At 74.4% G+C, this 21043-nt stretch carries 20 protein-coding genes and 1 pseudogene; 13 read left to right on the forward strand and 8 right to left on the reverse strand.

Features of this window, described 5'->3' with window-relative positions; genetic code table 11:
* Together ABWK99_RS03250 and ABWK99_RS03255 are read right to left on the reverse strand one after the other, a co-directional pair.
* On the reverse strand, positions 1-673 hold a 673-nt coding region (locus ABWK99_RS03250; RefSeq protein WP_372593261.1), incomplete at its 3' end, for a hypothetical protein.
* Entirely contained in the window at positions 670-966 is a 297-nt protein-coding gene (locus ABWK99_RS03255) for a hypothetical protein (RefSeq protein ID WP_372593262.1), read from the reverse strand. The genes ABWK99_RS03255 and ABWK99_RS03250, both read right to left, overlap by 4 nt.
* 127 nt (positions 967-1093) lie before the next feature.
* Here ABWK99_RS03255 and purB point away from each other — a divergent pair, with 127 nt between their 5' ends.
* Positions 1094-2602: an adenylosuccinate lyase gene (purB, locus tag ABWK99_RS03260; RefSeq protein WP_372593263.1), complete on the forward strand. Its 1509-nt coding sequence runs from the start codon at positions 1094-1096 to the stop codon at positions 2600-2602.
* A 31-nt stretch (positions 2603-2633) separates the two neighbouring features.
* On the opposite strand, the gene ABWK99_RS03265 is transcribed toward purB, so the two are convergent.
* Positions 2634-2942, reverse strand: a complete 309-nt coding sequence (locus ABWK99_RS03265) for a protease inhibitor I42 family protein (RefSeq protein ID WP_372593264.1) — start codon at positions 2940-2942, stop codon at positions 2634-2636.
* A 128-nt stretch (positions 2943-3070) separates the two neighbouring features.
* Positions 3071-3703 (reverse strand): RDD family protein, encoded by a 633-nt coding sequence (locus ABWK99_RS03270; protein ID WP_372593265.1) that lies wholly within the window; start codon positions 3701-3703, stop codon positions 3071-3073.
* A gap of 172 nt (positions 3704-3875) precedes the next feature.
* On the opposite strand from ABWK99_RS03270, the gene ABWK99_RS03275 reads away from it, so the two are divergent.
* Together ABWK99_RS03275 and ABWK99_RS03280 are read left to right on the forward strand one after the other, a co-directional pair.
* Complete coding sequence (locus tag ABWK99_RS03275; protein WP_372593266.1) at positions 3876-5366, forward strand: CoA-acylating methylmalonate-semialdehyde dehydrogenase; 1491 nt, start codon at positions 3876-3878, stop codon at positions 5364-5366.
* Positions 5367-5394: 28 nt separating this feature from the next.
* Positions 5395-6426 (forward strand): DNA glycosylase AlkZ-like family protein, encoded by a 1032-nt coding sequence (locus tag ABWK99_RS03280; protein ID WP_372593267.1) that lies wholly within the window; start codon positions 5395-5397, stop codon positions 6424-6426.
* 43 nt (positions 6427-6469) lie between these two features.
* Here the strand turns inward: ABWK99_RS03280 and ABWK99_RS03285 are convergent, their stop codons facing one another.
* Positions 6470-7732, reverse strand: a complete 1263-nt coding sequence (locus tag ABWK99_RS03285) for a glutamyl-tRNA reductase (RefSeq protein ID WP_372593268.1) — start codon at positions 7730-7732, stop codon at positions 6470-6472.
* 56 nt (positions 7733-7788) lie between these two features.
* Here ABWK99_RS03285 and hemE point away from each other — a divergent pair, with 56 nt between their 5' ends.
* From hemE to hemL, 8 genes and pseudogenes are all read left to right on the forward strand, one after another.
* Positions 7789-8877 (forward strand): uroporphyrinogen decarboxylase, encoded by a 1089-nt coding sequence (gene hemE, locus ABWK99_RS03290; protein WP_372593269.1) that lies wholly within the window; start codon positions 7789-7791, stop codon positions 8875-8877.
* Positions 8874-10283 (forward strand): NAD(P)/FAD-dependent oxidoreductase, encoded by a 1410-nt coding sequence (locus ABWK99_RS03295; protein ID WP_372593270.1) that lies wholly within the window; start codon positions 8874-8876, stop codon positions 10281-10283. Before hemE ends, ABWK99_RS03295 begins: the two co-directional genes overlap by 4 nt.
* A 140-nt stretch (positions 10284-10423) precedes the next feature.
* Positions 10424-11107, forward strand: a complete 684-nt coding sequence (gene hemQ, locus ABWK99_RS03300) for a hydrogen peroxide-dependent heme synthase (protein WP_372593271.1) — start codon at positions 10424-10426, stop codon at positions 11105-11107.
* Positions 11104-12288, forward strand: a complete 1185-nt coding sequence (locus tag ABWK99_RS03305) for a ferrochelatase (protein ID WP_372593272.1) — start codon at positions 11104-11106, stop codon at positions 12286-12288. Before hemQ ends, ABWK99_RS03305 begins: the two co-directional genes overlap by 4 nt.
* Before the next feature lie 8 nt (positions 12289-12296).
* Positions 12297-13307 (forward strand): annotated as a pseudogene (gene hemC / locus ABWK99_RS03310) (hydroxymethylbilane synthase); the annotation flags it as partial.
* A 72-nt stretch (positions 13308-13379) separates the two neighbouring features.
* On the forward strand, positions 13380-14174 hold the full coding sequence (locus tag ABWK99_RS03315) for a uroporphyrinogen-III synthase (protein WP_372593280.1): 795 nt from the start codon (positions 13380-13382) through the stop codon (positions 14172-14174).
* Positions 14171-15160 (forward strand): porphobilinogen synthase, encoded by a 990-nt coding sequence (gene hemB / locus ABWK99_RS03320; protein ID WP_372593273.1) that lies wholly within the window; start codon positions 14171-14173, stop codon positions 15158-15160. Before ABWK99_RS03315 ends, hemB begins: the two co-directional genes overlap by 4 nt.
* Positions 15157-16494, forward strand: coding sequence for a glutamate-1-semialdehyde 2,1-aminomutase (hemL, locus tag ABWK99_RS03325; RefSeq protein WP_372593274.1), 1338 nt, complete (start codon positions 15157-15159; stop codon positions 16492-16494). The genes hemB and hemL overlap by 4 nt, the downstream gene beginning before the upstream one ends.
* A gap of 20 nt (positions 16495-16514) precedes the next feature.
* On the opposite strand, the gene ABWK99_RS03330 is transcribed toward hemL, so the two are convergent.
* From ABWK99_RS03330 to ABWK99_RS03340, 3 genes are all read right to left on the reverse strand, one after another.
* Entirely contained in the window at positions 16515-17840 is a 1326-nt protein-coding gene (locus ABWK99_RS03330) for an alpha-amylase family glycosyl hydrolase (protein WP_372593275.1), read from the reverse strand.
* Between the two features lie 98 nt (positions 17841-17938).
* Complete coding sequence (locus ABWK99_RS03335; RefSeq protein ID WP_372593276.1) at positions 17939-18868, reverse strand: aldo/keto reductase; 930 nt, start codon at positions 18866-18868, stop codon at positions 17939-17941.
* 75 nt (positions 18869-18943) lie between these two features.
* Positions 18944-20362, reverse strand: coding sequence for a DUF222 domain-containing protein (locus ABWK99_RS03340; protein ID WP_372593277.1), 1419 nt, complete (start codon positions 20360-20362; stop codon positions 18944-18946).
* Positions 20363-20554: 192 nt separating this feature from the next.
* Between ABWK99_RS03340 and ABWK99_RS03345 the strand changes: the two genes are divergently transcribed.
* Both ABWK99_RS03345 and ABWK99_RS03350 read left to right on the forward strand, forming a co-directional pair.
* A complete protein-coding gene (locus ABWK99_RS03345) occupies positions 20555-20707 on the forward strand; it encodes a hypothetical protein (RefSeq protein ID WP_372593278.1) in 153 nt (50 codons plus the stop codon).
* Positions 20704-21036: a DUF4829 domain-containing protein gene (locus ABWK99_RS03350; RefSeq protein WP_372593279.1), complete on the forward strand. Its 333-nt coding sequence runs from the start codon at positions 20704-20706 to the stop codon at positions 21034-21036. Before ABWK99_RS03345 ends, ABWK99_RS03350 begins: the two co-directional genes overlap by 4 nt.
* Positions 21037-21043 lie beyond the last annotated feature (7 nt).

Genomic DNA, 21043 nt, shown 5'->3' on the forward strand with positions numbered 1-21043 from the left:
CGACGGGGGAGAGGGTGGGCGGGCGACGCCCCGGCAGCGCGCCGCGCAGGAAGGCGGCGAGCGGGGGCACGACCGACTCCCACCCGTCGATGCGCGCGGGCACCGCGGGGAGCGGACCCGGGCCGGCCATCACCTCGCCGACCACTCCGGCAGGACCCGACCGACCCTGAAGCCCCGCGAGCGATCGGAGTCCCGCCCCGAGCGGCGTGGGGCTCCGCCTCAGGAACCGCGTCACGAGGACGGCATGGGTCGCGAGCACGCCGAGGGAGGCCGCCGCCGCGGCAGCACCCGCCCAGACGAGGGGACCGCCCTCCCCGATGACCGACCCGCTGATCACCGCGGCGCCCCGCAGCAGACCAGCGGCGCCGTGCTCCGCCGCCGCGTAGCCCTCACGGGCCGCGAGGACCGCCGAACCGAGCTCCCGCGCCCGGCCCGCGGCCCTGCCGACGGCGCGGCAGGGCGCCAGGGCCTGGTCGACCGCGCCGGCACTCGCCGGCGCGTGACGCCAGGTCTCGTCCAGGGCGGAGTCGAGGCGCCGGATCGCACCCTGTCCCTCGTCGAGCCGATCCGCGACGCCCCTGAGGAGCGCTGCGAGGCGATCGAGGTCCTCGAGGGTCGCGACGGTGCCACCCCGTCCCCCGTGGATCCGGAGCCCGTCCCGCTCCTCGCTCATGGCGCGGACCGACCGCCCGGGAGGCAGAACGGGCCGGCCCCGGTCAGCGCTGTTCTGCGCTCCTCCTCCTCCACCAGCGCCAGGTGCCGGGCCAGCAGCTGCTCGAGCGCCGGCAGGCTCGCCGCGGCGCCGCGGGCCGGCCCGAGCAGCTCGTCGAGGCAGCGGCGGTAGGCATGTGCCGCCACCCCGGACCAGGCGATGCCCTCGGCGGACCCCAGCGCCGTGTCCACCGCCGTGACCGCCTCCCCGAGCAGACGCATCTCGCGCCGCGCGACCGCCGTGCTGCTGCCCACCTGTCGCCCCTTCCCCGGACGGGGCGACGCTAGGAGGCTCACCCCACGGGGGAGCTCCTGGGCCCGGCCCCGGTGTGGACACGGTCGGGCTCACCGCTGCACGCCACTCGTCTGGGAGGATGACGGGATGGAGCACGCCGAGCCGCACGCCGACGCCCCCGACACCCGTCCCGACGAGGACCTCGTCCCCGAGGCCCCGGCCGCCCCCACGCGACAGCCCCTCGCCGAGGTGCAGCCGTCGATCGCCCTCGGGCCGCTCGACGGGCGCTACCGGCCGGCCGTCGCACCGCTCGTCGACCACCTCTCCGAGGCCGCGCTGAACCGCGAGCGCGTGCACGTCGAGGTGGAGTGGCTCATCCACCTCACCTCGCACCACGTGGTTCCCGGAGCCCCGACGCTGTCCAGCGAGGAGCGCGAGTACCTGCGCGCGGTGGTGACCTCCTTCGACGGCGGCACCGTCGCCGAGCTCGCAGCGACCGAGCGGGTCACGGCGCACGACGTCAAGGCCGTGGAGTACCTGCTCAAGGAGCGGCTCTCGGCCGCCCCGGCGGCTCTCGGCCGCGACACCGTGCTTCCGCAGGTCAGCGAGCTGGTGCACTTCGCGTGCACGAGCGAGGACATCAACAACCTCTCCTACGCCCTGATGGTGCAGGGGGCCGTGCGGCAGGTCTGGCTGCCCGCGGCGAGGGCCCTGGTCGACCAGGTCGCCGCGATGGCGCACGCCAACGCTGCCGTGCCGATGCTGGCCCGCACGCACGGGCAGCCCGCCACCCCGACGACCCTCGGCAAGGAGCTCGCCGTCCTGGCCCATCGCCTGCGTCGCCAGCTGCGCCGGATCGAGGGCGCCGAGTACCTCGGCAAGATCAACGGTGCGACGGGCACCTACGGCGCGCACCTCGCCGCCGTGCCGACCGCGGACTGGGTGCGCGTCTCACGGACCTTCGTCGAGCACCTGGGCCTGACCTGGAACCCGCTGACCACGCAGATCGAGTCCCACGACTGGCAGGCGGAGCTGTACGCGGACCTCTCGCGGTTCAACCGGGTGCTGCACAACCTCGCCACCGACATGTGGACCTACATCTCGATGGGCTACTTCGCCCAGGTGCGCGGTCAGGGGACCGTCGGCTCGAGCACCATGCCGCACAAGGTCAACCCGATCCGCTTCGAGAACGCCGAGGCGAACCTCGAGATCTCCTGCGCGCTGCTGGACACCCTCGGCGCCACCCTCGTCACGAGCCGTCTCCAGCGTGACCTGACCGACTCCACGACGCAGCGCAACATCGGCCCGGCCGTCGGGCACTCGCTGCTGGCGCTGGACAACGTGCGTCGCGGCCTGGCGGGTCTCGACGTCGACGCGGCCGCGATGGAGCGTGACCTGGACGCCAACTGGGAGGTGCTCGGCGAGGCGGTGCAGTCCGCGATGCGCGCCGCCGGCGTCGCGGGGGTGCCCGGGATGGACCAACCCTACGAACGGCTCAAGGAGCTCACCCGTGGGCGACGCATCACGGGCGACGACCTGCGCGCCTTCGTGGCGGACCTCGGACTGCCGCAGGACGTCGCCGCACGCCTCTCGGCGATGACCCCGGCCTCGTACACGGGAGCAGCCGCCGAACTGGTGCGCTTCCTGGACTCCTGAGCCACGGGCCGTACGCGTACGGGTGGCTCGGTCAGTCGGCCGGCCGGACGAGGACCACGACGTCGCGGGTCTCCGCGGCGCCGCGCTCCCAGACCCGGCGCCGTTCGACGCTCAGCCGGGCCGTTCCCGGCCGGGTCGCACGCACCGTGAAGGCGCGGTGGCCTGCGGCGCCCAGCATCACGCGATCCGGTGGGAGGAACGACTCGTCCACGAGCGCCAGCCCGTCGATCACGGAGATCCGCCACCGGTAGCCGGTTCCGGGATCCTCCGGGAGCCGGAGGATCACCTCCTGGCCGACCGTCGCCTCCACGGTTCCTGCTTCATCGATCACTACCGTCATCGTGCTCTCCCCCTGCCACGACCTGCCCCTGCCGTCCATGGTGCCGCTACGCGGTCACGCTGCACAGTAGCGCGCACCGACGACAGCGACGCCGGCCCTGGACCGGGCCGGCGTCGGACGGGGAAGGGTCAGCCCTTGACCACGAGGGTCGTGAGGATCTTGTCGGCGAAGGTCTGCTTCTTGGCATCCCACAACGGCCAGAGGTAGCCGAGGTAGAAGAAGCCGTCGACGATGTGCACGATGTCGCGCACCAGCGCCATGCCCACTCCCACGGGCTGCCCGTCGGCCTCCTTGAGCAGGCGGATGCCGAGGACCTTCTTCCCGACGGACTGGCCGGTGCCGCCCTGCTTGACTCCGCGGTTCCAGATCCACAGGGCGAACGAGAGGAGCCCGCCGACGGCGACCGCGAGCGGGGCACCGCCCGTGAGGGTCGTGCCGTCCTCGCTGATCGACGCCGTGCTCGTGGAGATGACCACGCCGATGAAGTACGGGATCCCCGCGATGATGTTGTCGATGACGGACGCGCCGACGCGCAGGCCCCAGTGGGCGAGCTCCGGTCCGGCGTATCCCTGGGAGTAGCCTCCGGCGCCGTAGGCCGGTGCGGCCGGGAAGCTCTGACCATAGGCGGGCGCCTGACCGTACGGGGCGGCGGCCGGGGGCTGGCCATAGGGGTCCCCGCCCGACTGCTGGCCGTAGGGCGGCGGCGCGCCCTCGGAGGGCTGCCAGGACGGCTGGCCCGTGCCGGGCTGGTCGTTGCTCATGTCCACTCCTTCGCCACGTGCCGGGAGGTCCGACCCGCCGCAGTATTCCAGCCCGTCCCGCGGCCCGGGAGGCGGACGCGCGCGGTTCACCCGGTCGCGAGCCGACGGCCGATCGCAGGAGAAATGCGGAAACCGTCGCGGAAACCGCCTCAGGCAACCGATACTTCTCTGCATGACACGAATCACCCACTGGATCGACGGTCGCCCATGGTCGGGGACCTCCGCTCGCACCGCACCGGTGCACGACCCCGCCACCGGCGCGATGACCGCAGAGGTCGACCTGGCCGACCTGACCGTCGTCGACCAGGCCGTCGAGAGCGCCACCGCCGCGGCCTCGGCCTGGCGCCGCGCCTCACTCACCCAGCGCTCCCGGGTGCTGTTCGCCTTCCGCCACCTGCTCGCCGAGCACGCCGAGGAGGTCGCCGCCGCGATCACCGCCGAGCACGGGAAGGTCCTCTCGGACGCGCTGGGTGAGGTGACCCGCGGACTGGAGGTCGTCGAGTTCGCCTGCGGGCTCGGGCACCTGCTCAAGGGGGGCCACTCCGAGGGCGTGTCCACCGGCGTCGACGTGCACTCGGTCCGCCAGGCGCTCGGCGTGGTCGCCGTGATCTCCCCGTTCAACGTCCCCGCGATGGTGCCGCTCTGGTTCGTCCCCGTCGCGATCGCGGCCGGCAACGCCGTCGTCCTCAAGCCGAGCGAGAAGGACCCCTCCGCCTCCCTCGTCATGGCACGGCTGTGGAAGGAGGCCGGGCTGCCCGACGGCGTGCTCACCGTGCTGCACGGGGACAAGGAGGCCGTCGACGGTCTGCTCACCCACCCAGGGGTCTCGGCCGTGAGCTTCGTGGGCTCGACCCCCATCGCGAGGTACGTCTACGAGACCGGCACCGCGCACGGCAAGCGCGTCCAGGCCCTCGGTGGGGCGAAGAACCACATGCTCGTGCTTCCCGACGCCGACCTCGACCTCGTGGCCGACGCCGCGGTCAACGCGGGCTTCGGCAGCGCGGGCGAACGGTGCATGGCGATCTCGGCGCTGGTCGCCGTCGGCGACGTCGCCGACCGGCTCGTCCCGCGGATCGTCGAGCGCATGTCGGCACTGCGCACCGGGGACGGGCGTCGCGGGTGCGACATGGGGCCGCTGGTCACGGCCCAGCACCGGGACAAGGTCGCCGGTTACGTGGCCGCCGGGGTCGAGGCCGGGGCGGACCTCGTCGTCGACGGACGGCTGGTGGAGCCGGACGGCGACCCGAACGGCTTCTGGCTCGGCCCGACCCTCTTCGACAAGGTCGAGCCCGAGATGTCGATCTACACGGACGAGATCTTCGGCCCGGTGCTCTCGATCGTGCGGGTCGACTCCTTCGACGAGGGCCTCGCGCTGATCAACGCCAACCCCTACGGAAACGGCACGGCGATCTTCACCCACGACGGCGGCGCGGCGCGGCGCTTCGAGACGGAGGTCGAGGTCGGCATGGTCGGCATCAACGTGCCGATCCCCGTGCCGATGGCCTACTACTCCTTCGGCGGGTGGAAGAGCTCGCTCTTCGGCGACAGCCACGCGCACGGGGCCGAGGGCTTCCACTTCTTCACGCGCGGGAAGGTCGTCACCACGCGCTGGCCCGACCCCTCGCACGGCGGCGTGGACCTGGGCTTCCCCACGCACAGCTGAGCGGGCGGCGCTCTGGCAGCATCGGAGCGTGGGCCCGACACCGCTGCCGCTCTCCCGCCAGGAGATCCTCGCGTTCCGGCGCTCCACGCAGTCGCTCGACAAGCGGCTGGCGTGGGGCGCCGGTGCGCTGCGACGTGCCGCGTGGGCCGGCCTGCAGGACAGCATGCCGCGCGCCGCGCTGCTCTCGATCCACGCGCGGGTGACGGGGACCGGCCCCGCCGCCCTCGACGACCCGGCCCTCGTCCAGGTGTGGGGCCCGCGGTACAGCGTCTTCGTCGTCCCTGCCCCGGACGTGGCGCCGTTCACCCTCGGGCGGCTCCCCTCCTCGGAGCGGGGACGGCGTCGCGCGCAGGAGATGGCGCGCGCGGTCGTGGCGGCCCTGGACGGGCGTGAGCTGCCCGATCGGCAGGTCGCGTCTGCCATCGGCGTCGGGAACGCGATCCGCTACGCCACCACGACGGGCAGGCTGCTGGTGCGCTGGGACGGAGCGCGAGCGCCGAGCCTGCGCGCGATCGACCCGCCGAGCGTCGACCCCGACGAGGCCCGGCGGGAGCTCGCCCGCCGGCACCTGCACGTCCACGGACCCGCCGACGCCTGGTCGTTCGCCCGGTGGGCGGGGGTCACGGCCGCGGAGGGGCGCGCCGCGCTCGACGGGATCGCGCGGGAGCTGCTCCCCGTCCGGACCCCCGTGGGCGACCGACTCGTCCTGGCCGCAGACGCCGATCTGCTGCGTTCGCCGGCTGCCGACCCGTCCCCCGCTCGGCTGCTGCCGAGCGGGGACCCGTTCTTCCTGCTCCAGGGCGCCGAGCGCGAGCTCCTCGTCCCGGACGCGTCACAGCGCGCGCGGCTGTGGACCCCGCGGGTCTGGCCAGGGGCTGTCCTGGTGGGCGGAGAGGTCGTCGGGACCTGGCGGCGCGCGAAGGGGCTCGTGACGGTCGACCCCTGGCGCCGGCTCACTCCTGACGAGCGCGGATCCGTCGAGGCGGAGGCGGCCTCGCTCCCGCTTCCGGGCCTCCTCAGCGCACCGGAGGTGCGCTGGGCCGCCGGCGCGAGCGGGTGAACGCGGGGCCCCGATCGGCTCGGGCACGCGGCCGAGCGGCCGGTCAGGTCTCGACGCGCGGGGCCTCGGCGACGCGCACACCGAGCACCGCCTCCAGCGCAGCGGCGAACTCCCGCTCACGCCCTGACCTGGCCAGGTCGCGCGCACGGACCATCGGCTCGTGCAGCAAGGACGCGGCGAAGTGCCGCAGGGCGCGGACGGTGGCCTCGTCCCGCGTCCCCTGACGCGCCAGCTCCACCTCGAGGATCTCCTCCACGTGGCTCCTCAACGCCACCACGGCGGGCCCGGCGGCCGCCTCGGCCGTCGCGCGCTCGAAGGCCGTGACGTGCTCGTCGACGATCGCGAGCCCGGCAGCGACCGCTGGGCCCACCGTCGTGGGGGAGTGGTCACGCACGGCGGCCAGGTCCACCAGCAGCACCCCCGGTACCCGGGCCACCGCAGGGTCGACGTCGTGCCGCAACGCCAGGTCGAGGACCACCATCGGCCGCGGCCGCGAGCCGGGGTCGCCGGCCCCGCGCGCGGCGGCGACCATCGCGGCGTCGATCACCGGCCCGCGGGCCCCGCTGCACGAGACGACGACGTCGACCTCCGCGAGCGTCGAGGCGAGCGCCGCGGCGGAGACCAGGGGGAGCCCACGCAGGGCTGCGAGCTGGGGGACGCGGCCCGACGGCGAGTGGACCCTGACCTCGTGGGCACCGCGACCGGCCAGAGCGCGCACGCTCGCGCCGGCGTAGGAACCGGTGCCCACGAGGAGGACGCTCGCCGTCGCCAGGTCGAGACCGTTCCTGCCGAGCTCCGCCTCCGCCAGGTCGAGCGCGACGCCGACCACCGAGCGACCGGTGCTCCCCAGCTCCGTGTCCGCTCCGACCGTCCGGGCGACCCGGGACGCCGACTGGAAGAGACGCTCGAGGGCGGGGCTGGTGGTACCGGCCTCACGCGCGGTGACCAGGGCCCGGCGCACCTGCCCCGCGACCTCCCGCTCCCCGATCACCATCGAGTCCAGGCCGGCGGCGACGGCGAACAGGTGGCGCACGGCGTGGTGACCGGCGCTCGCCCGCAGTGCCGTCCGGACCTTCTCCGGGTCGAGGGCGCTCTCACGGGCGATCGCCTCGACGGCGACGTCGACGGCATCGGAGGGGCCGTCCACCTCCAGGTACAGCTCGAACCGGTTGCACGTCGCCAGGACGATGCAACCGGTGACCGCTGGGCAGTCCTGCACGATCCGGGGGGCAACGGCGTGGGCTCCCGAGCTGAGCTGCTCGAGCACGTCCAGGTCCAGATCGTGGTGGCTGGCCGTGAGATTCATCAGCTCCACAACACCCTGATTGAACCAGCCCCGGAAATATTCGGCACAATCACCGCATGACCCTCCCCGCGAGCCATCCCATGATCGACGGCAGAACTGCCGACTCGCCGCTCGTCCGCGCATTCCTCGGGGAGAGCGCCGGCGCGCGCGCCGAGCGCACCGGACGGGCGCCGAGCACCCCGGTGTGGTTCATGCGCCAGGCGGGGCGGTCACTGCCGGAGTACCGCGAACGCCGCGCGGGGATCGCGATGCTCGACGCCTGCCTCGACCCCGAGGTCGCGAGCGACCTCACGCTCCAGCCGGTCCGCCGGCACGGCGTGGACGCCGCGATCTTCTTCAGCGACATCGTCGTCCCGCTCCTGCTCGCGGGGGTGGACGTCCGGATCGTCCCGGGAACCGGGCCGGTGCTGGGTTCTCCCGTGCGCACCGCTGAGGACGTCGCGCGCCTACCCGTCCTCGACGAGGGCGCACTCGCGCCGATCAGCGAGGGCGTCGCCCGCACCGTCGCGGCTCTCGGCGGCACCCCGCTCATCGGCTTCGCCGGCGCACCGTTCACCCTCGCGACCTATCTCGTCGAGGGCGGCCCCTCGAAGGATCATCTGCGGGCCCGGACGATGATGCACGCCGATCCGGCGGCCTGGGCCGCGCTCCTCTCCTGGGCCGCCCAGGTGTCGGGGGCCTTCCTGCGCGCACAGGTCCTGGCGGGCGCCAGCGCGGCCCAGCTCTTCGACTCCTGGGCCGGGGCGCTGTCCCTCGCGGACTACCGGGCGCATGCCGCGCCCTTCTCGGCCCAGACCCTCGCCCCGGTGCGGGACCTGGGGGTACCCGTGGTGCACTTCGGGACGAACACCGGGGAGCTGCTCGCCGCGATGCGCGACGTCGGGGCCGACGTGATCGGGGTGGACCATCGTCTGGGCCTCGACGAGGCCAACCGCCGGCTCGAGGGGCGGACGGTCCTCCAGGGCAACATCGACCCGGCACTGCTCGGCGCACCGTGGCCGGTGCTGGAGGCCCATGTCCGCGAGGTGCTGCGCCGCGGCTCGCAGGCCCCGGCGCATGTGCTCAACCTCGGCCACGGAGTGCCCCCGAGCACCGACCCGGAGGTGCTCACCCGCATCGTCCGGCTGGCGCACGGCGAGCGGTGACCCGCCCGGGACCCGCCCGCGGCATCGCCGTCGTCGGAGGCGGCGTCGCAGGGCTCGTGGTCGCACTGCGGCTGGCCGAGCGCGGTGTGCCGGTCACGGTCCTGGAGGCCAGACCGCGGACCGGCGGCGCCGTGACCTGGCATGACGTCGCCGGGATCCGGCTGGATGCCGGTGCGGACTCCTTCGCCACGCGCACCACCGCGGTCGCCGACCTGGCAACGGAGCTGGGTCTGGAGGTCGTGGCCCCGTCCGGTGCGGGCGCCTGGCTCCACCTGCCCCAGGGCACCGTGCCGCTGCCGCGGGCGGGCATGCTCGGGGTCCCGACGGACCCGTCGGCTGCGGACGTGCGACGGGTCGTCGGCCGGGCAGGGGCGTTCCGCGCCGGGCTGGACCGCCTGCTCCCGCCCGGGTTCGGCGTGCCCGACGGGCCCACGACCCTCGGGCACGTCGTCCGTGCGCGGATGGGCCGGCGGGTGCTGGACCGCCTCGTCGGGCCGGTGGCGGGAGGGGTGCACTCGGCCGACCCGGACGCCCTCGACCTGGACACCGTGCTCCCCGGCCTGCGTGCGGCCCTCGCTGCCGAGGGCTCGCTCGCAGCGGCCGTCGGCAGGCTGCGGGGCACCACGACCGCTGGGGCTGCGGTCGCCGGGTTGCGCGGCGGGATGCACACCCTGCCCACCGCTCTCGAGGCTGCCGTGGTCGAGGCAGGTGGCCGGGTGCTCACGGATGCGCGGGCGACCGGGCTGGACCACCGTGCCGACGGCTCGTGGTCCCTGCACCTCGAGGGCGGCGAGCTGCACGCCGCCGGCGTGGTGCTGGCCGGGGCCCCCGGCGCTCTTCTCGACGCGAGCCCCGGGCTCGCGACCCTCGTCCGCTCCGCGGCACCGCTCCCCCAGGAACCGGTGGTCCTCGCCACGATCGTGCTGCGCTCGCCACTGCTCGACAGCGCTCCACGCGGCACCGGGGTCCTGGTGGCAGCCTCCACCCGCGACGTCGGCGCGAAGGCCCTGACGCATGTCACGGCGAAGTGGCCGCTGCTCTCGAGCGCGCTCGGCGAGGGGATCCACGTCCTGCGGCTCTCCTACGGCGGTGCCGGGCGACCGGTCCCCGCGGACGGCCCTGCGCTGGGCGCCGTCCTGGCGGACGCCTCGAGGATCCTCGGGGTCCCGATCGACGCGGGCCAGGTGCTGGGGCATGACCTCGTCCGGTGGACCGACGGCCTGCCGCGCAGCGCGCCGGGGCACCGCGACCGCGTCGCCGGGCTGCGGTCCGGTCTCCTGTCCGTCGGCGCGGCGTGGGGTGTCGGTGCGTGGTGGGCCGGCACCGGACTGAGCGCCGTGGTGACCGACGCGGAAACGGTCGCCGGTGAAATCGTTGATCATTTGTCCTCGAGGCAGCCCTCCTAGCATGAGGTCATTGTTCGCGCGACCTGAGGAATGTTCTGACGGAACGTCAGAAAAAGCGTCAGGAGTGTTCTCGATCATCATTCGAGCCTGCAGGTCCTGAGATTTCGCCGAACCCCGTCGAATCGCGCACACTGCCTTCCATGTCCTCCCTCGACCCCGCAGGGTCGGCCGCCGCCGACCGCCCGTGGACCCTGTGGTCCGTGCTCCGTCGCCCCGCCCGCGACGCCTACCCCGCCGACGGCCCCGGCCTCGTCGAGCTCGCCGAGGAACCCACCCCCGGTGTCACCCTGCGGGGCTTCTACGACGTCTCCGGCCTGCGCGCGGACGCCGACGTGATGGTCTGGCTCCACGGGGAGAGCGCCGAGGCCCTGCAGTCGGCCCAGCGCAGGCTGCGCCGCAGCCGCGAGCTCTCCGGTCTCTCCCCGACCTGGGCAGCCATGGGCGTGCACCGGCCGGCCGAGTTCAGCGCCAGCCACGAGCCCGCCTACATGCGTGAGACCGAGCCGAAGGACTGGCTCACCGTCTACCCCTTCGTGCGCTCCTACGAGTGGTACCTGCTCCCGCAGGACGAGCGCCGCGCGATGCTGGGCGAGCACGGCCGCGAGGGACGGACCTTCCCGCAGGTGCTCTCGAACACGGTCGCGTCCTTCGCCCTCGGCGACTACGAGTGGCTGCTGGCCCTGGAGGCCGACGAGCTCACCGACCTCGTGGACCTCATGCGGCACCTGCGCGCCACCGAGGCGCGCCGCCACGTGCGTGAGGAGATCCCCTTCTTCACCGGGCGGCGCATCACCGCCCAGGACGTCGCCGAGGTGGTCCGATGAGTGCCGCACTGCCGCCCCGCGACCCCTCGACCCCCGTCACCTACGACGCGGTCCTGCTCACCTCCTTCGGCGGGCCGGAGGGCCAGGACGACGTACTGCCCTTCCTGCGCAACGTCACCCGTGGCCGCGGCATCCCGGACGAGCGCCTCGAGGAGGTCGCCCACCACTACCGGGCCTTCGGCGGCATCAGCCCGATCAACGCCCAGAACCGTGAGCTCCGGTCCGCGCTCCAGGCCGAGATCGACTCCCGCGGCCTGGACCTCCCGGTGCTGTGGGGCAACCGCAACTGGGATCCCTACCTCGCCGACACGCTGCGCGAGGCGAGTGCTGCGGGCCACCGGCACCTGCTCGCCGTCGTGACGAGCGCGTACTCCTCGTACTCCGGCTGCCGTCAGTACCGCGAGGACCTCGCGACCGCCCTGGAGGAGACGGGACTCGCCGGAGAGCTGAGCATCGACAAGGTGCGGCAGTACTTCGACCACCCCGGGTTCGTCACGCCCTTCGTCGACGGGGTGGGCGCGGGTCTCGCCGCCCTCGCTGCCGGGCTGGGCCACGACGGCGACCTGGCGCGCGACGCGCACGTGGTGTTCGTCACGCACTCGATCCCCACCGCCGCCGCCGAGGCCTCCGGTCCACCCGGGGCGGGCCTCGGCCAGGAGGGCGCCTACGGCGCCCAGCACCGTGCCGTCGCCGAGCTCGTCATGGCGAGCCTCGCTGCCCCGGCCGACGGCGAGGCGGGCGTTGGCCTCGGCGCCGGCGTCGCGTGGAGCCTCGCCTTCCAGTCGCGAAGCGGCTCCCCGTCGACCCCGTGGCTCGAGCCCGACGTCAACGACCACCTGGCCGTCCTCGCGGAGCAGGGCACCAAGGCTGTCGTCATCGCGCCGATCGGCTTCGTCTCGGACCACATGGAGGTGCTCTGGGACCTCGACGAGGAGGCCTCGGCCACCGCTCGTGAGCTGGGCCTGCTGGTCGAGCGCGCGCCGACACCCGGGGTGCACCCGGCCTTCGTCAGCGGTCTGGTCGACCTGATCCAGGAGCGGCACCGCGCGGCGGGCGCGCCTGCCGCAACGGCCGAGCGCCCGGCGCTGAGTCCCCTCGGACCCTGGTACGACGTGTGCCGGCCCGGTTGCTGCGCCCCCACCCGCGGGCAGGCGCGTCCGGCCGTCGCGGGCCTCGGGTGACCCCTGCGGTGACCTGTCGCCTGGGCACCCGCGGCAGCGCGCTGGCCACGACCCAGTCGGGTCTGGTGGCGCGGGCCCTCGAGAGGACGGCGGGGTTGGAGACCGGTGCGGTCGAGCTCGTCCGCATCCGCACCGAGGGGGACCGCCTCACCGGCTCCCTCACGGGGCTCTCGACGACAGGGGTCTTCGTCGCCGCCCTGCGCGACGCCCTGCGGGAGGGACGCTGCGAGCTGGCCGTCCACTCCTTCAAGGACCTGCCGACCGGGGAGTGCGCGGGGCTGCGCATCGCGGCCGTACCCGAGCGTGCCGATCCGCGCGACGCCCTGTGCGCCCGGGACGGTCTCCGCCTGGACACGCTCCCGCCGGGGGCTCGGGTCGGGACGGGATCCCCTCGCCGGGCGGCCCAGCTGCTCGCTGCCCGGCCGGATCTCGAGGTGGTCGACCTGCGCGGGAACGTCGACACGCGGCTGTCCCGGGTGCGTGGTCACGAACGACCGGGGGACGAACCCGGCGACCTGGACGCGGTCGTGCTCGCGGCCGCGGGCCTCGACCGGCTCGGCCGCCTCGACGCGGCGACGGAGCTCCTCGACCCGTCGGTGATGATGCCCGCCCCGGCACAGGGAGCACTCGCGGTCGAGACGGCGCTCCTGGAGGGGGGCGACCCCGCCGCGAGCTCCCCAGCTCGACCGGACTGGCTCGACCCGGCCCTCGACGCCCTCGACCACCCGGCGACCCGGATCGCCGTCACGGCGGAGCGCGCCCTGCTCGCGGCCCTCGAGGCCGGCTGCGCCGCACCGATCGGGGCCCTCGCGCGCGTGACCACGACCCCGGACGGCGAGGCGCTGACCCTCGACGCCCTCGTCTGCAGCGCCGACGGCCGACGTCGACTCACCGCGACGGAGACGATCCCCCTCCCGACGACGAGCGGCGCACGGATCGCCGCCGCCGAAGCACTCGGCATGCGCGTGGCGGCCCGGCTCGTGCAGGACGGCGCGGCCGGGCTCGCCCCGCTCGCCGCGGCCCGCACGCTGGAGGGCTGGACCGTCGTCGTCCCACGGGCCGGGGCATGGGGTGAGCGGGTCGGCGCCCTGCTGCGCGCGCGTGGCGCGGTCCCCGTCGTGCTCCCGCTCGTGGAGTTCGCCCCCGCCGCCGACCTGGGCGCTCTCGACCGCGCCCTCGACGATCTCGCCGCAGGCCGCTACGACTGGCTCGCCGTCACCAGCGCGACGACGGTCGACGCGATCGCCGAGCGGGTGGTGCACCGCGGGCTCGGCCCACTGGCCGCCCTCCTTGTGGCCGGCCCCCGGTCGGAGGGCAGGGACGGCCCGGTTCGCGTCGCCGCCGTGGGCCCCGCGACGGCGCGTGCCCTCGACGAGCAGGGGATCACCCCCGCGCTCGTCTCCACCGAACGCTCCGCCGCCGGCCTTGCGGCCGAGCTCGCTCCACTGACCGGTCCGGGCACCGCAACCCGCCGGCTCAGCGTGCTCGTCCCGCACTCCGACATCGCCGAGGCGACCCTCACCGAGGGCCTGCGCGAGGTCGGGTGGGACGCTCAGGAGGTCGTGGCCTACCGCACCGTGACCGGGACGGGCGACCCGGTGGCCGCGGCGCACCGGTGGAGCGTCGACGGGCGGCACGCCGTCCTGCTCACCTCACCCAGCACGGCCCGCGCCGTCGTCGATCGTCTCGGCAGGCCGCCCGCCGGGGTCGTGCTGTGCGCCCTCGGTCCGCGCACGGCCGAGTACGCGCGTCGTCAGGGACTCGAGGTGACCGTCGTCGCCGAGGAGCCAGGGGTCACCGAGCTCGTCCTCGCCCTCGTCGAGCACGCCCGCAGCACGAGCCAGGACCCATCGCCCCACCCGTCCCGCCAGGAGGCTCCGGAGTGACCCCGCCCTACCCCACCGTCCGGCCGCGGCGACTGCGCGCCACCCCCGCTCTGCGCCGGCTGACGGCCGAGACGCGACTGCATCCCGCTCAGCTCGTGCTCCCGCTGTTCGTCCGCGAGGGCGAGGGCGAGCCCACCGCCATCGCTGCCATGCCGGGGCAGGTCCAGCACACGCTCGCCACGCTCCCGGCGGCACTGGACGCGGCCGCGAGGGCGGGGGTCGGCGGGGTGATGCTCTTCGGCGTCCCGCAGCACCGCGACGCCGTCGGCTCGGGGGCGACGGATCCGCAAGGGATCCTCAACCGCGCCCTGCGGGTCGCGGCGGCCGAGGTCGGCGACGCGCTCGTCGTGCAGTCCGACCTCTGCCTGGACGAGTTCACCGACCACGGGCACTGCGGGGTGCTGGACCGGGCCGGCTCCGTCGACAACGACGCCACGCTGCTGCGCTACCAGCAGATGGCGCTCGCCCAGGCCGAGGCGGGCGCCGGCCTGCTGGGCCTGTCCGGGATGATGGACGGCCAGGTCGCCGCGGTGCGCACGGCCCTCGATGCGGCGGGGCGCACCGACGTCCCGCTGCTCGCCTACGCCGCCAAGTACGCCTCGGCCTTCTACGGCCCGTTCCGGGAGGCCGTCGGCTCCACGCTCACCGGTGACCGCCGCACCTACCAGCTCGACCCGGCCAACGGTCGCGAGGGCCTGCGCGAGGCGCTGCTCGACGTCGAGGAGGGAGCCGATGTCGTCATGGTCAAGCCGGCCGGGCCCTACCTCGACGTGCTCGCCCAGGTCGCGGCGACGAGCCCGGTGCCGGTCTGGGCGTACCAGGTCTCCGGGGAGTACGCGATGGTGGAGGCTGCTGCCGAGCGGGGCTGGATCGACAGGCGGCGGGTCGTCACCGAGTCCGTGCTCGGCATCCGCCGGGCCGGGGCCGATGCGGTGCTGACCTACTGGGCGACGGAGCTGGCCGGCTGGCTGAAGGAGGAGCAGTGACGACGCAGGGCCTGACGAACCACGAGGCGTACGAGCGCGCGGCGCGGAGCATGCCGGGTGGGGTGAGCTCGCCGGTACGCGCCTACGGGTCCGTCGGCGGGGACCCGCGGTTCATCGCGAGCGCGAGCGGACCGTACGTGACCGACACCGAGGGCCGCCGGTACGTCGACCTGGTCGCCTCGTGGGGGCCGGCACTGCTCGGACACGCCCACCCGGAGGTCGTGGCCGCCGTGCAGGAGGCCGCCGCTCGCGGGCTGTCCTTCGGGGCGCCGACGCTCGGCGAGGTCGAGCTCGCCGAGGAGGTGCGCCGTCGCGTACCGGCCGTCGAGCGCCTCCGGTTCGTCTCGACGGGGACCGAGGCGACGATGACCGCCGTCCGGCTCGCCCGCGGGGTCACCGGGCGGGCCCTCGTGGTGAAGTTCGACGGCTGCTACCACGGGCACTCCGACGGACTCCTCGCCGCGGCCGGCTCCGGGCTCGCCACGCTCGGGCTTCCCGGATCGGCAGGGGTCACCGAGGCGACCGCCGCCGAGACGCTCGTCCTGCCCTACAACGACCTGGCGGCCGTCGAGGAGGCGTTCGCGCGCCACGGGGAGCGGATCGCCGTCGTCATCACCGAGGCCCAGCCCGCGAACATGGGCGTCGTGCCCTCGGATCCGGGTTTCAACGCCGCCCTGCGCCGGATCACCGCGGAGCACGGCGCGCTCCTGGTTCTCGACGAGGTGCTCACGGGCTTCCGCGTCGGGCCCGCCGGCTGGTGGGGGCTGGAGGCCGGGGTGGCCGAGCCCTCCTGGACTCCGGACCTGTTCACCTTCGGCAAGGTGATCGGCGGGGGTCTTCCGGTGGCAGCGGTCGGCGGGAGCGCGGAGGTCATGCGGCATCTGGCCCCCGAGGGTCCCGTCTACCAGGCAGGGACCTTGTCGGGGAACCCGGTCGCCGTCGCGGCGGGGCTGGCCACGCTGCGGCTGGCGGACGGCGCGGTCTACCGGCGGGTCGACGAGGTCGCCACCGCGCTGCGGGCGGGGCTCGGCCGAGCGCTGGATGCGGCCGGGGTGGCGCACCGGGTGCAGAGCGCGGGGTCGTTGTTCTCCGTGATGTTCGGCCAGGCCGCGGCTGCGCACGGCGTCCGTGACCACGCGGCAGCGAAGGCGCAGGACACCTTCCGGTACCCGCCCTTCTTCCACGCCATGCTCGACGCGGGGGTGGCCCTGCCCCCCTCGGTCTTCGAGGCCTGGTTCGTCACGGCGGCGCACGAGGACTCCGTGGTCGAGCAGATCCTCGCGGCGTTCCCTGCTGCGGCGCGGGCAGCGGCAGCGGCGACGCCGGCGGGCTGATCCGCGCAGGGACTCGCCCCTCAGGCGCCCAGGACGGCCCAGCCGTGCGGGTCGAGCTCCACCACGCCCTCGTGCAGACGGCCCGGTCCGGCGAGGACCGAGACGGCACCGGGGACAGGGAGCGTGGTCGCTGCGTCGTCGGTGGACAGCGCCAGCAGGACCGCTCCCGTGCCGCCGTCCCGCGGGGTGCTGCGCAGGACGAGCGTGGTGTTCGTGCAGCTCAGCCTCTCGGTGCGCGCGGAGTGCAGCCACGGATGGCGGCGGCGCACGGCGATGAGCTCCTGGTGCAGGCGATAGGTCTCCCAGCCGAAGGGCAGCAGGTCGGCCGGGGTCGCGGGGAACGGCGGCCGGACGGCGTCGTCACCCCCGGCTCGCTCCTCCTTGACCCCGGTCATGCCCTGCTCGTCGCCCGCGTAGACCGTCGGCGTCCCGGCAAGGGTCATGAGCAGGGCGACGGTGTGCGGAAGGTGCCGCTGGTCGGTCAGGCGGCTCGCGATACGCGTCACGTCGTGGTTGCCGACGAAGGTGAGCGGGACGAAGGACTCGAGCAGCTCCTGGTGGCGGGTGAGCGTCCAGTCGAGCTCGAAGAAGTTCGCGTCGTTGAGCGAGCTCCAGATCGCCTTCCACAGCTCGTACTGCGTCACCGAGTCGACCCCGGACTCGGCGACGAAGGCCGCGTAGTCCCCGTGCAGCACCTCGCCGAAGACGTACGCCTCGGGGTTCTTCGCCCGGACGGAGGGAAGGACCTTGGCCCAGAACGACGGGGAGAGCGCATAGGCCGCGTCGAGGCGCCAGCCGTCGATCCCGCGGTCGAGCCAGTGGTTCATCACCCCGGCGACGTAGTCGACGACGGCCGGCTCCTCGTGGTTGAGCGCGACGAGGGCGTGGTGCCCCTCGAAGTCGCGGTACCCCGGTTCGGTGCCCGGGCCGGCGCCCTCGGGCCACTCGAGGTGGAACCAGGAGGCCGTCGCTGCCGTCGGACCGTCCCGCAGGACGAGCTGGAAGGCCCAGAACTCACGGCCGACGTGGTTGAAGACGCCGTCGAGGGTCACCCGCAGGCCCCGGGCCTTCGCCGCGGCGACCACGGCGTCGAAGTCCTGCTCGGTGCCGAGGCGAGGGTCGATCTCGAGGTGGTCGACGGTGTCGTAGCCGTGGGTCTGGGAGGCGAACACCGGACCGAGCGCGATCCCGGAGAGCCCGAGCTCGACGACGTAGTCCAACCAGGCGGTCAGGTGCTCCAGTCGGCGCGCGGGCGCGGCGCCGAGCGGCAGCGCCTCCTTCTCGGCGCCGACGAACCCCAAGGGGTACACGTGCCACCACATCGCGTGCTCGACCCAGCCGGGCATGAACCCTCCGCTCCCGCGACTCCGACCCTCGCCGGTGCCCGTCCCACCGTAGTGGCGCCCGCAGCCGGGCACCGGGCGCTTCGCCCCGGGGGAGGGTCTCAGCCGAGGAGTGCGCGCACCTCGTCCTTCTCGGCCTCGCTCAGCGCCCAGCCGGCCGCAGCGACGTTGGCGTGCACCTGCTCGGGCCGGGTCGCGCCGGCGATCACGGTGGCGACCAGCGGGTTCGAGGTGTGCCAGCTCATCGCGAGGTCCAGGAGCGCGCGGCCGTGGTCGGCCGCCCAGGCGATGAGCCGTTCGACGGTCGCCAGGCGTTCCTCGGAGATGAACCGTGCGGCCCGGTCCTCGGGCATCCCGGCGAGCCGCGAGCCTTCCGGCAGGGACTGGCCGAGGCGGTACTTCCCGGTCAGCAGACCGGACTCCAACGGGAAGTACGGGACGAAGGCGACACCGAGCTCCCGACAGGCGTCGAAGACCCCGTCGGTCTCCGGGTCACGGGTCAGCAGGCTGGAGTGGTTCTGCAGCGAGGGCCAGGCCTCGACCTCGAGGTCAGCGCCGACGGCATGCGCGTGGCGCAGCTCGTCGGCGCTCAGGTGCGTGGCGCCGATCTCGCGGATCTTGCCCTCCGCCCGCAGCTCCGCGAGCGCTCCGAGGGTCTCCTCGACGGGGGTCTGCGGGTCGGGGCGGTGCATCTGGTAGTGGTCGATCCGGTCGGTGCCGAGCCGCTGCAGGCTCGCCTCGAGCCGGCGACGGACCACCTCGGGGGCGCCGACGCGCTCACCCAGCCCTGCGTCGTGGCCCCACTTGGTGGCGATCAGCACCTGGTCGCGCCGGCCGCGCAGGGCCGCACCGAGCAGCTCCTCCGAGCGACCGTCGCCGTAGACCTCCGCGGTGTCGAGGTAGGTGATCCCGGCCTCGATCGCCGCGTCCACCACCGCCGTCGTCCCGGCGGCGTCCGTCCGCCCGCCGAAGTTGTTGCAGCCCAGTCCGACGACCGAGACCTCGAGCTCACCGATGTGTCGCTTCTCCATGGGATGACCCTAGGAGAATCCGGCCGCCCGGCGCGACGCGGGATCACCGCAGCCGACGCAGGACGCCCGCACCCGTCAGCCCGCGCGCGCGCCCGGCACGACCGGCTCGGGAGTGACGAGGCGCACCCGGCCGATCGGGGACCGCCACAGGGTCGCGCCACTGATCGGGTCGCGACTGACCGACCACCCACCGTGCGTCTTGACCCGGTGGTGGTGGCGGCAGAGGGCCTGGAGGTTCTGCGCGATGGTCTGCCACCGTGCCGGCCGGGCAGGGTCGAAGGGAACGACGTGGTCGATATCGCACCGGTCGGCGGGTGTCAGGCAACCGGGGAAGCGGCAGGTCCGGTCCCGCTCGACCACCTGACGGGCGAGCTCGGCCGCCGGACGGTAGCCGTCGGTCACCGGCACGGTCACCTGCCGGACTCCTGCCTCGTCCACGCGGACCTGGCTCGCCGTGGCACCCGAGAAGAGATGGACGACGGCGGCCGTCGGGACCGGTCCGTAGCCGGCCAGGTGGGCGACCGGGCCGACGTCAGCGAGCTGGACGATCGGACCGACAGCGCCGCGCTGGACGACCGGGCCGACGTCGCGGCGCTGGACGACCGGGCCGAGCGCGGTGCCCGTCCCCGTCGGGCCCACGGCCGGCACGCTGATCAGGAGGTGCGGGCGACGGTGCTGGCGCACGGGGAGCGGGGTGCCGTCCGGCCCGATGCCGGAGTCGAGGACGCGCCGCGCCATCGCCGTCAGGGCGTCAGCCCGGCGCTCGTCAGCGGATCTCTCGTCGCCGGGCTCGCGCACCGCCGCCACACCGTCGAGCGCCGTCATCACCGTGGCGGCGTCCGAGGCCGGCAGCAGCGCGTGGACCCACGCCATCGCGTCGTACGTGGGCACCATGCGGACGCACCGGTCCCGACGGGCCTCGGCGTGCCGAGCGGCTCCGGCGGCGGCGTCGAGCGCCAGCTCCGCCGCCCGGACGTCGGAGCGCAGCTGCGGGACGGTGCGCTGGTCCGCCGTGTCGAGCACTCGGTCGAGGACTGCGTCGGCGAGCGGCCGAGGGAGGTGCTCGGTGTCGTGCAGGAGGACGAGGACCTTGCGCTCCGAGAGCCGGCCGTCCGCCAGCGCTGCGCCGAGCAGGGGATGGCGCTCGAGCCCTGCAGCGAGCTCGACCTTGGACTCCGCGGCCCGGCGCGTGATGGCGAGCCTGGTCGCGATCTCGTCCGGCAGCCGGTCGACCTGCGCACCCGACTCGGCTCGCGCGGCAAGGGCGTTCACCCACCGCGCCTGACCGGCAGCGACCCACGCGGCGAGCCGCTCCCACGCCGCGATGCCCTCGACCAAAGCCTCGTCGTCGAGGCAGGCCGGGTCCAGCTCGACCATCCGGGCGGCGAGGCGCTCCGAGCCGGGGGTCCGCTCGAGCTCGTCCGCGACCGCGTGGCGCTCGTCCCACACCCAGGGCGAGCGGGACTCCACCGCCGCTGCCGACGTGACGCTCACGGTTGCCCCCAGAGTCGAACGACTCGAACACGTGTACGATAGCGCCGGCCTCTGACACGCCCGACGGAGCGGCTCCGCGCCAGGGTCCCGGCATCCGCAGATGCCGACGAGCGCGGGAAGCACGCCTCGGGCACCCCCTCGGGGGAGGGCCGCAGCGCCGCACGTCACGCCCCGGAGTGCGAGGATGCCCCCGTGTCGAAGCGTTCAGGCTGGTGGATCGCCTTCGTGGGCCTGGCCGTCGTGGCCCTGGTCGTCGCGGCCGCCGTCGCCTCGGCGCTCCTTCCTCCACGACAGACCGGCGACATCGCTGCACCCCCGGTGACGCCACCCCGGAGCAGGTCGTGACGTCGTATCTCGAGGCCTTGAACGCGCACGACTGCGACACGGCCGCCGCCCTGATGGTCGAGGGGGCCGAGAGCAGCGCCCGGCTGTGGTGCGAGGACGTCGCGAGCCTGAAGGACGTCGAGGTACGCGAGCACGTCATGGAGCTCCCCGAGTACTCCGGCCACGCCGCGCCCGACGAGGTCGCCTACGTCCCGGTCAGCTTCGACCTGGACTGGCGGCCCTTCCACGACGACGGCTCGATGGACGAGGGCGCCACCGGCTGGGGTTACCTCGTGGTGCGCAGCTCCGCAGACACGCCCTGGCGCATCTTCGACCAAGGCGTGGGCTGACCGGGGC

The organism is Actinotalea sp. (assembly GCF_041597215.1).
Taxonomy (GTDB): Bacteria; Actinomycetota; Actinomycetes; order Actinomycetales; family Cellulomonadaceae; genus Actinotalea.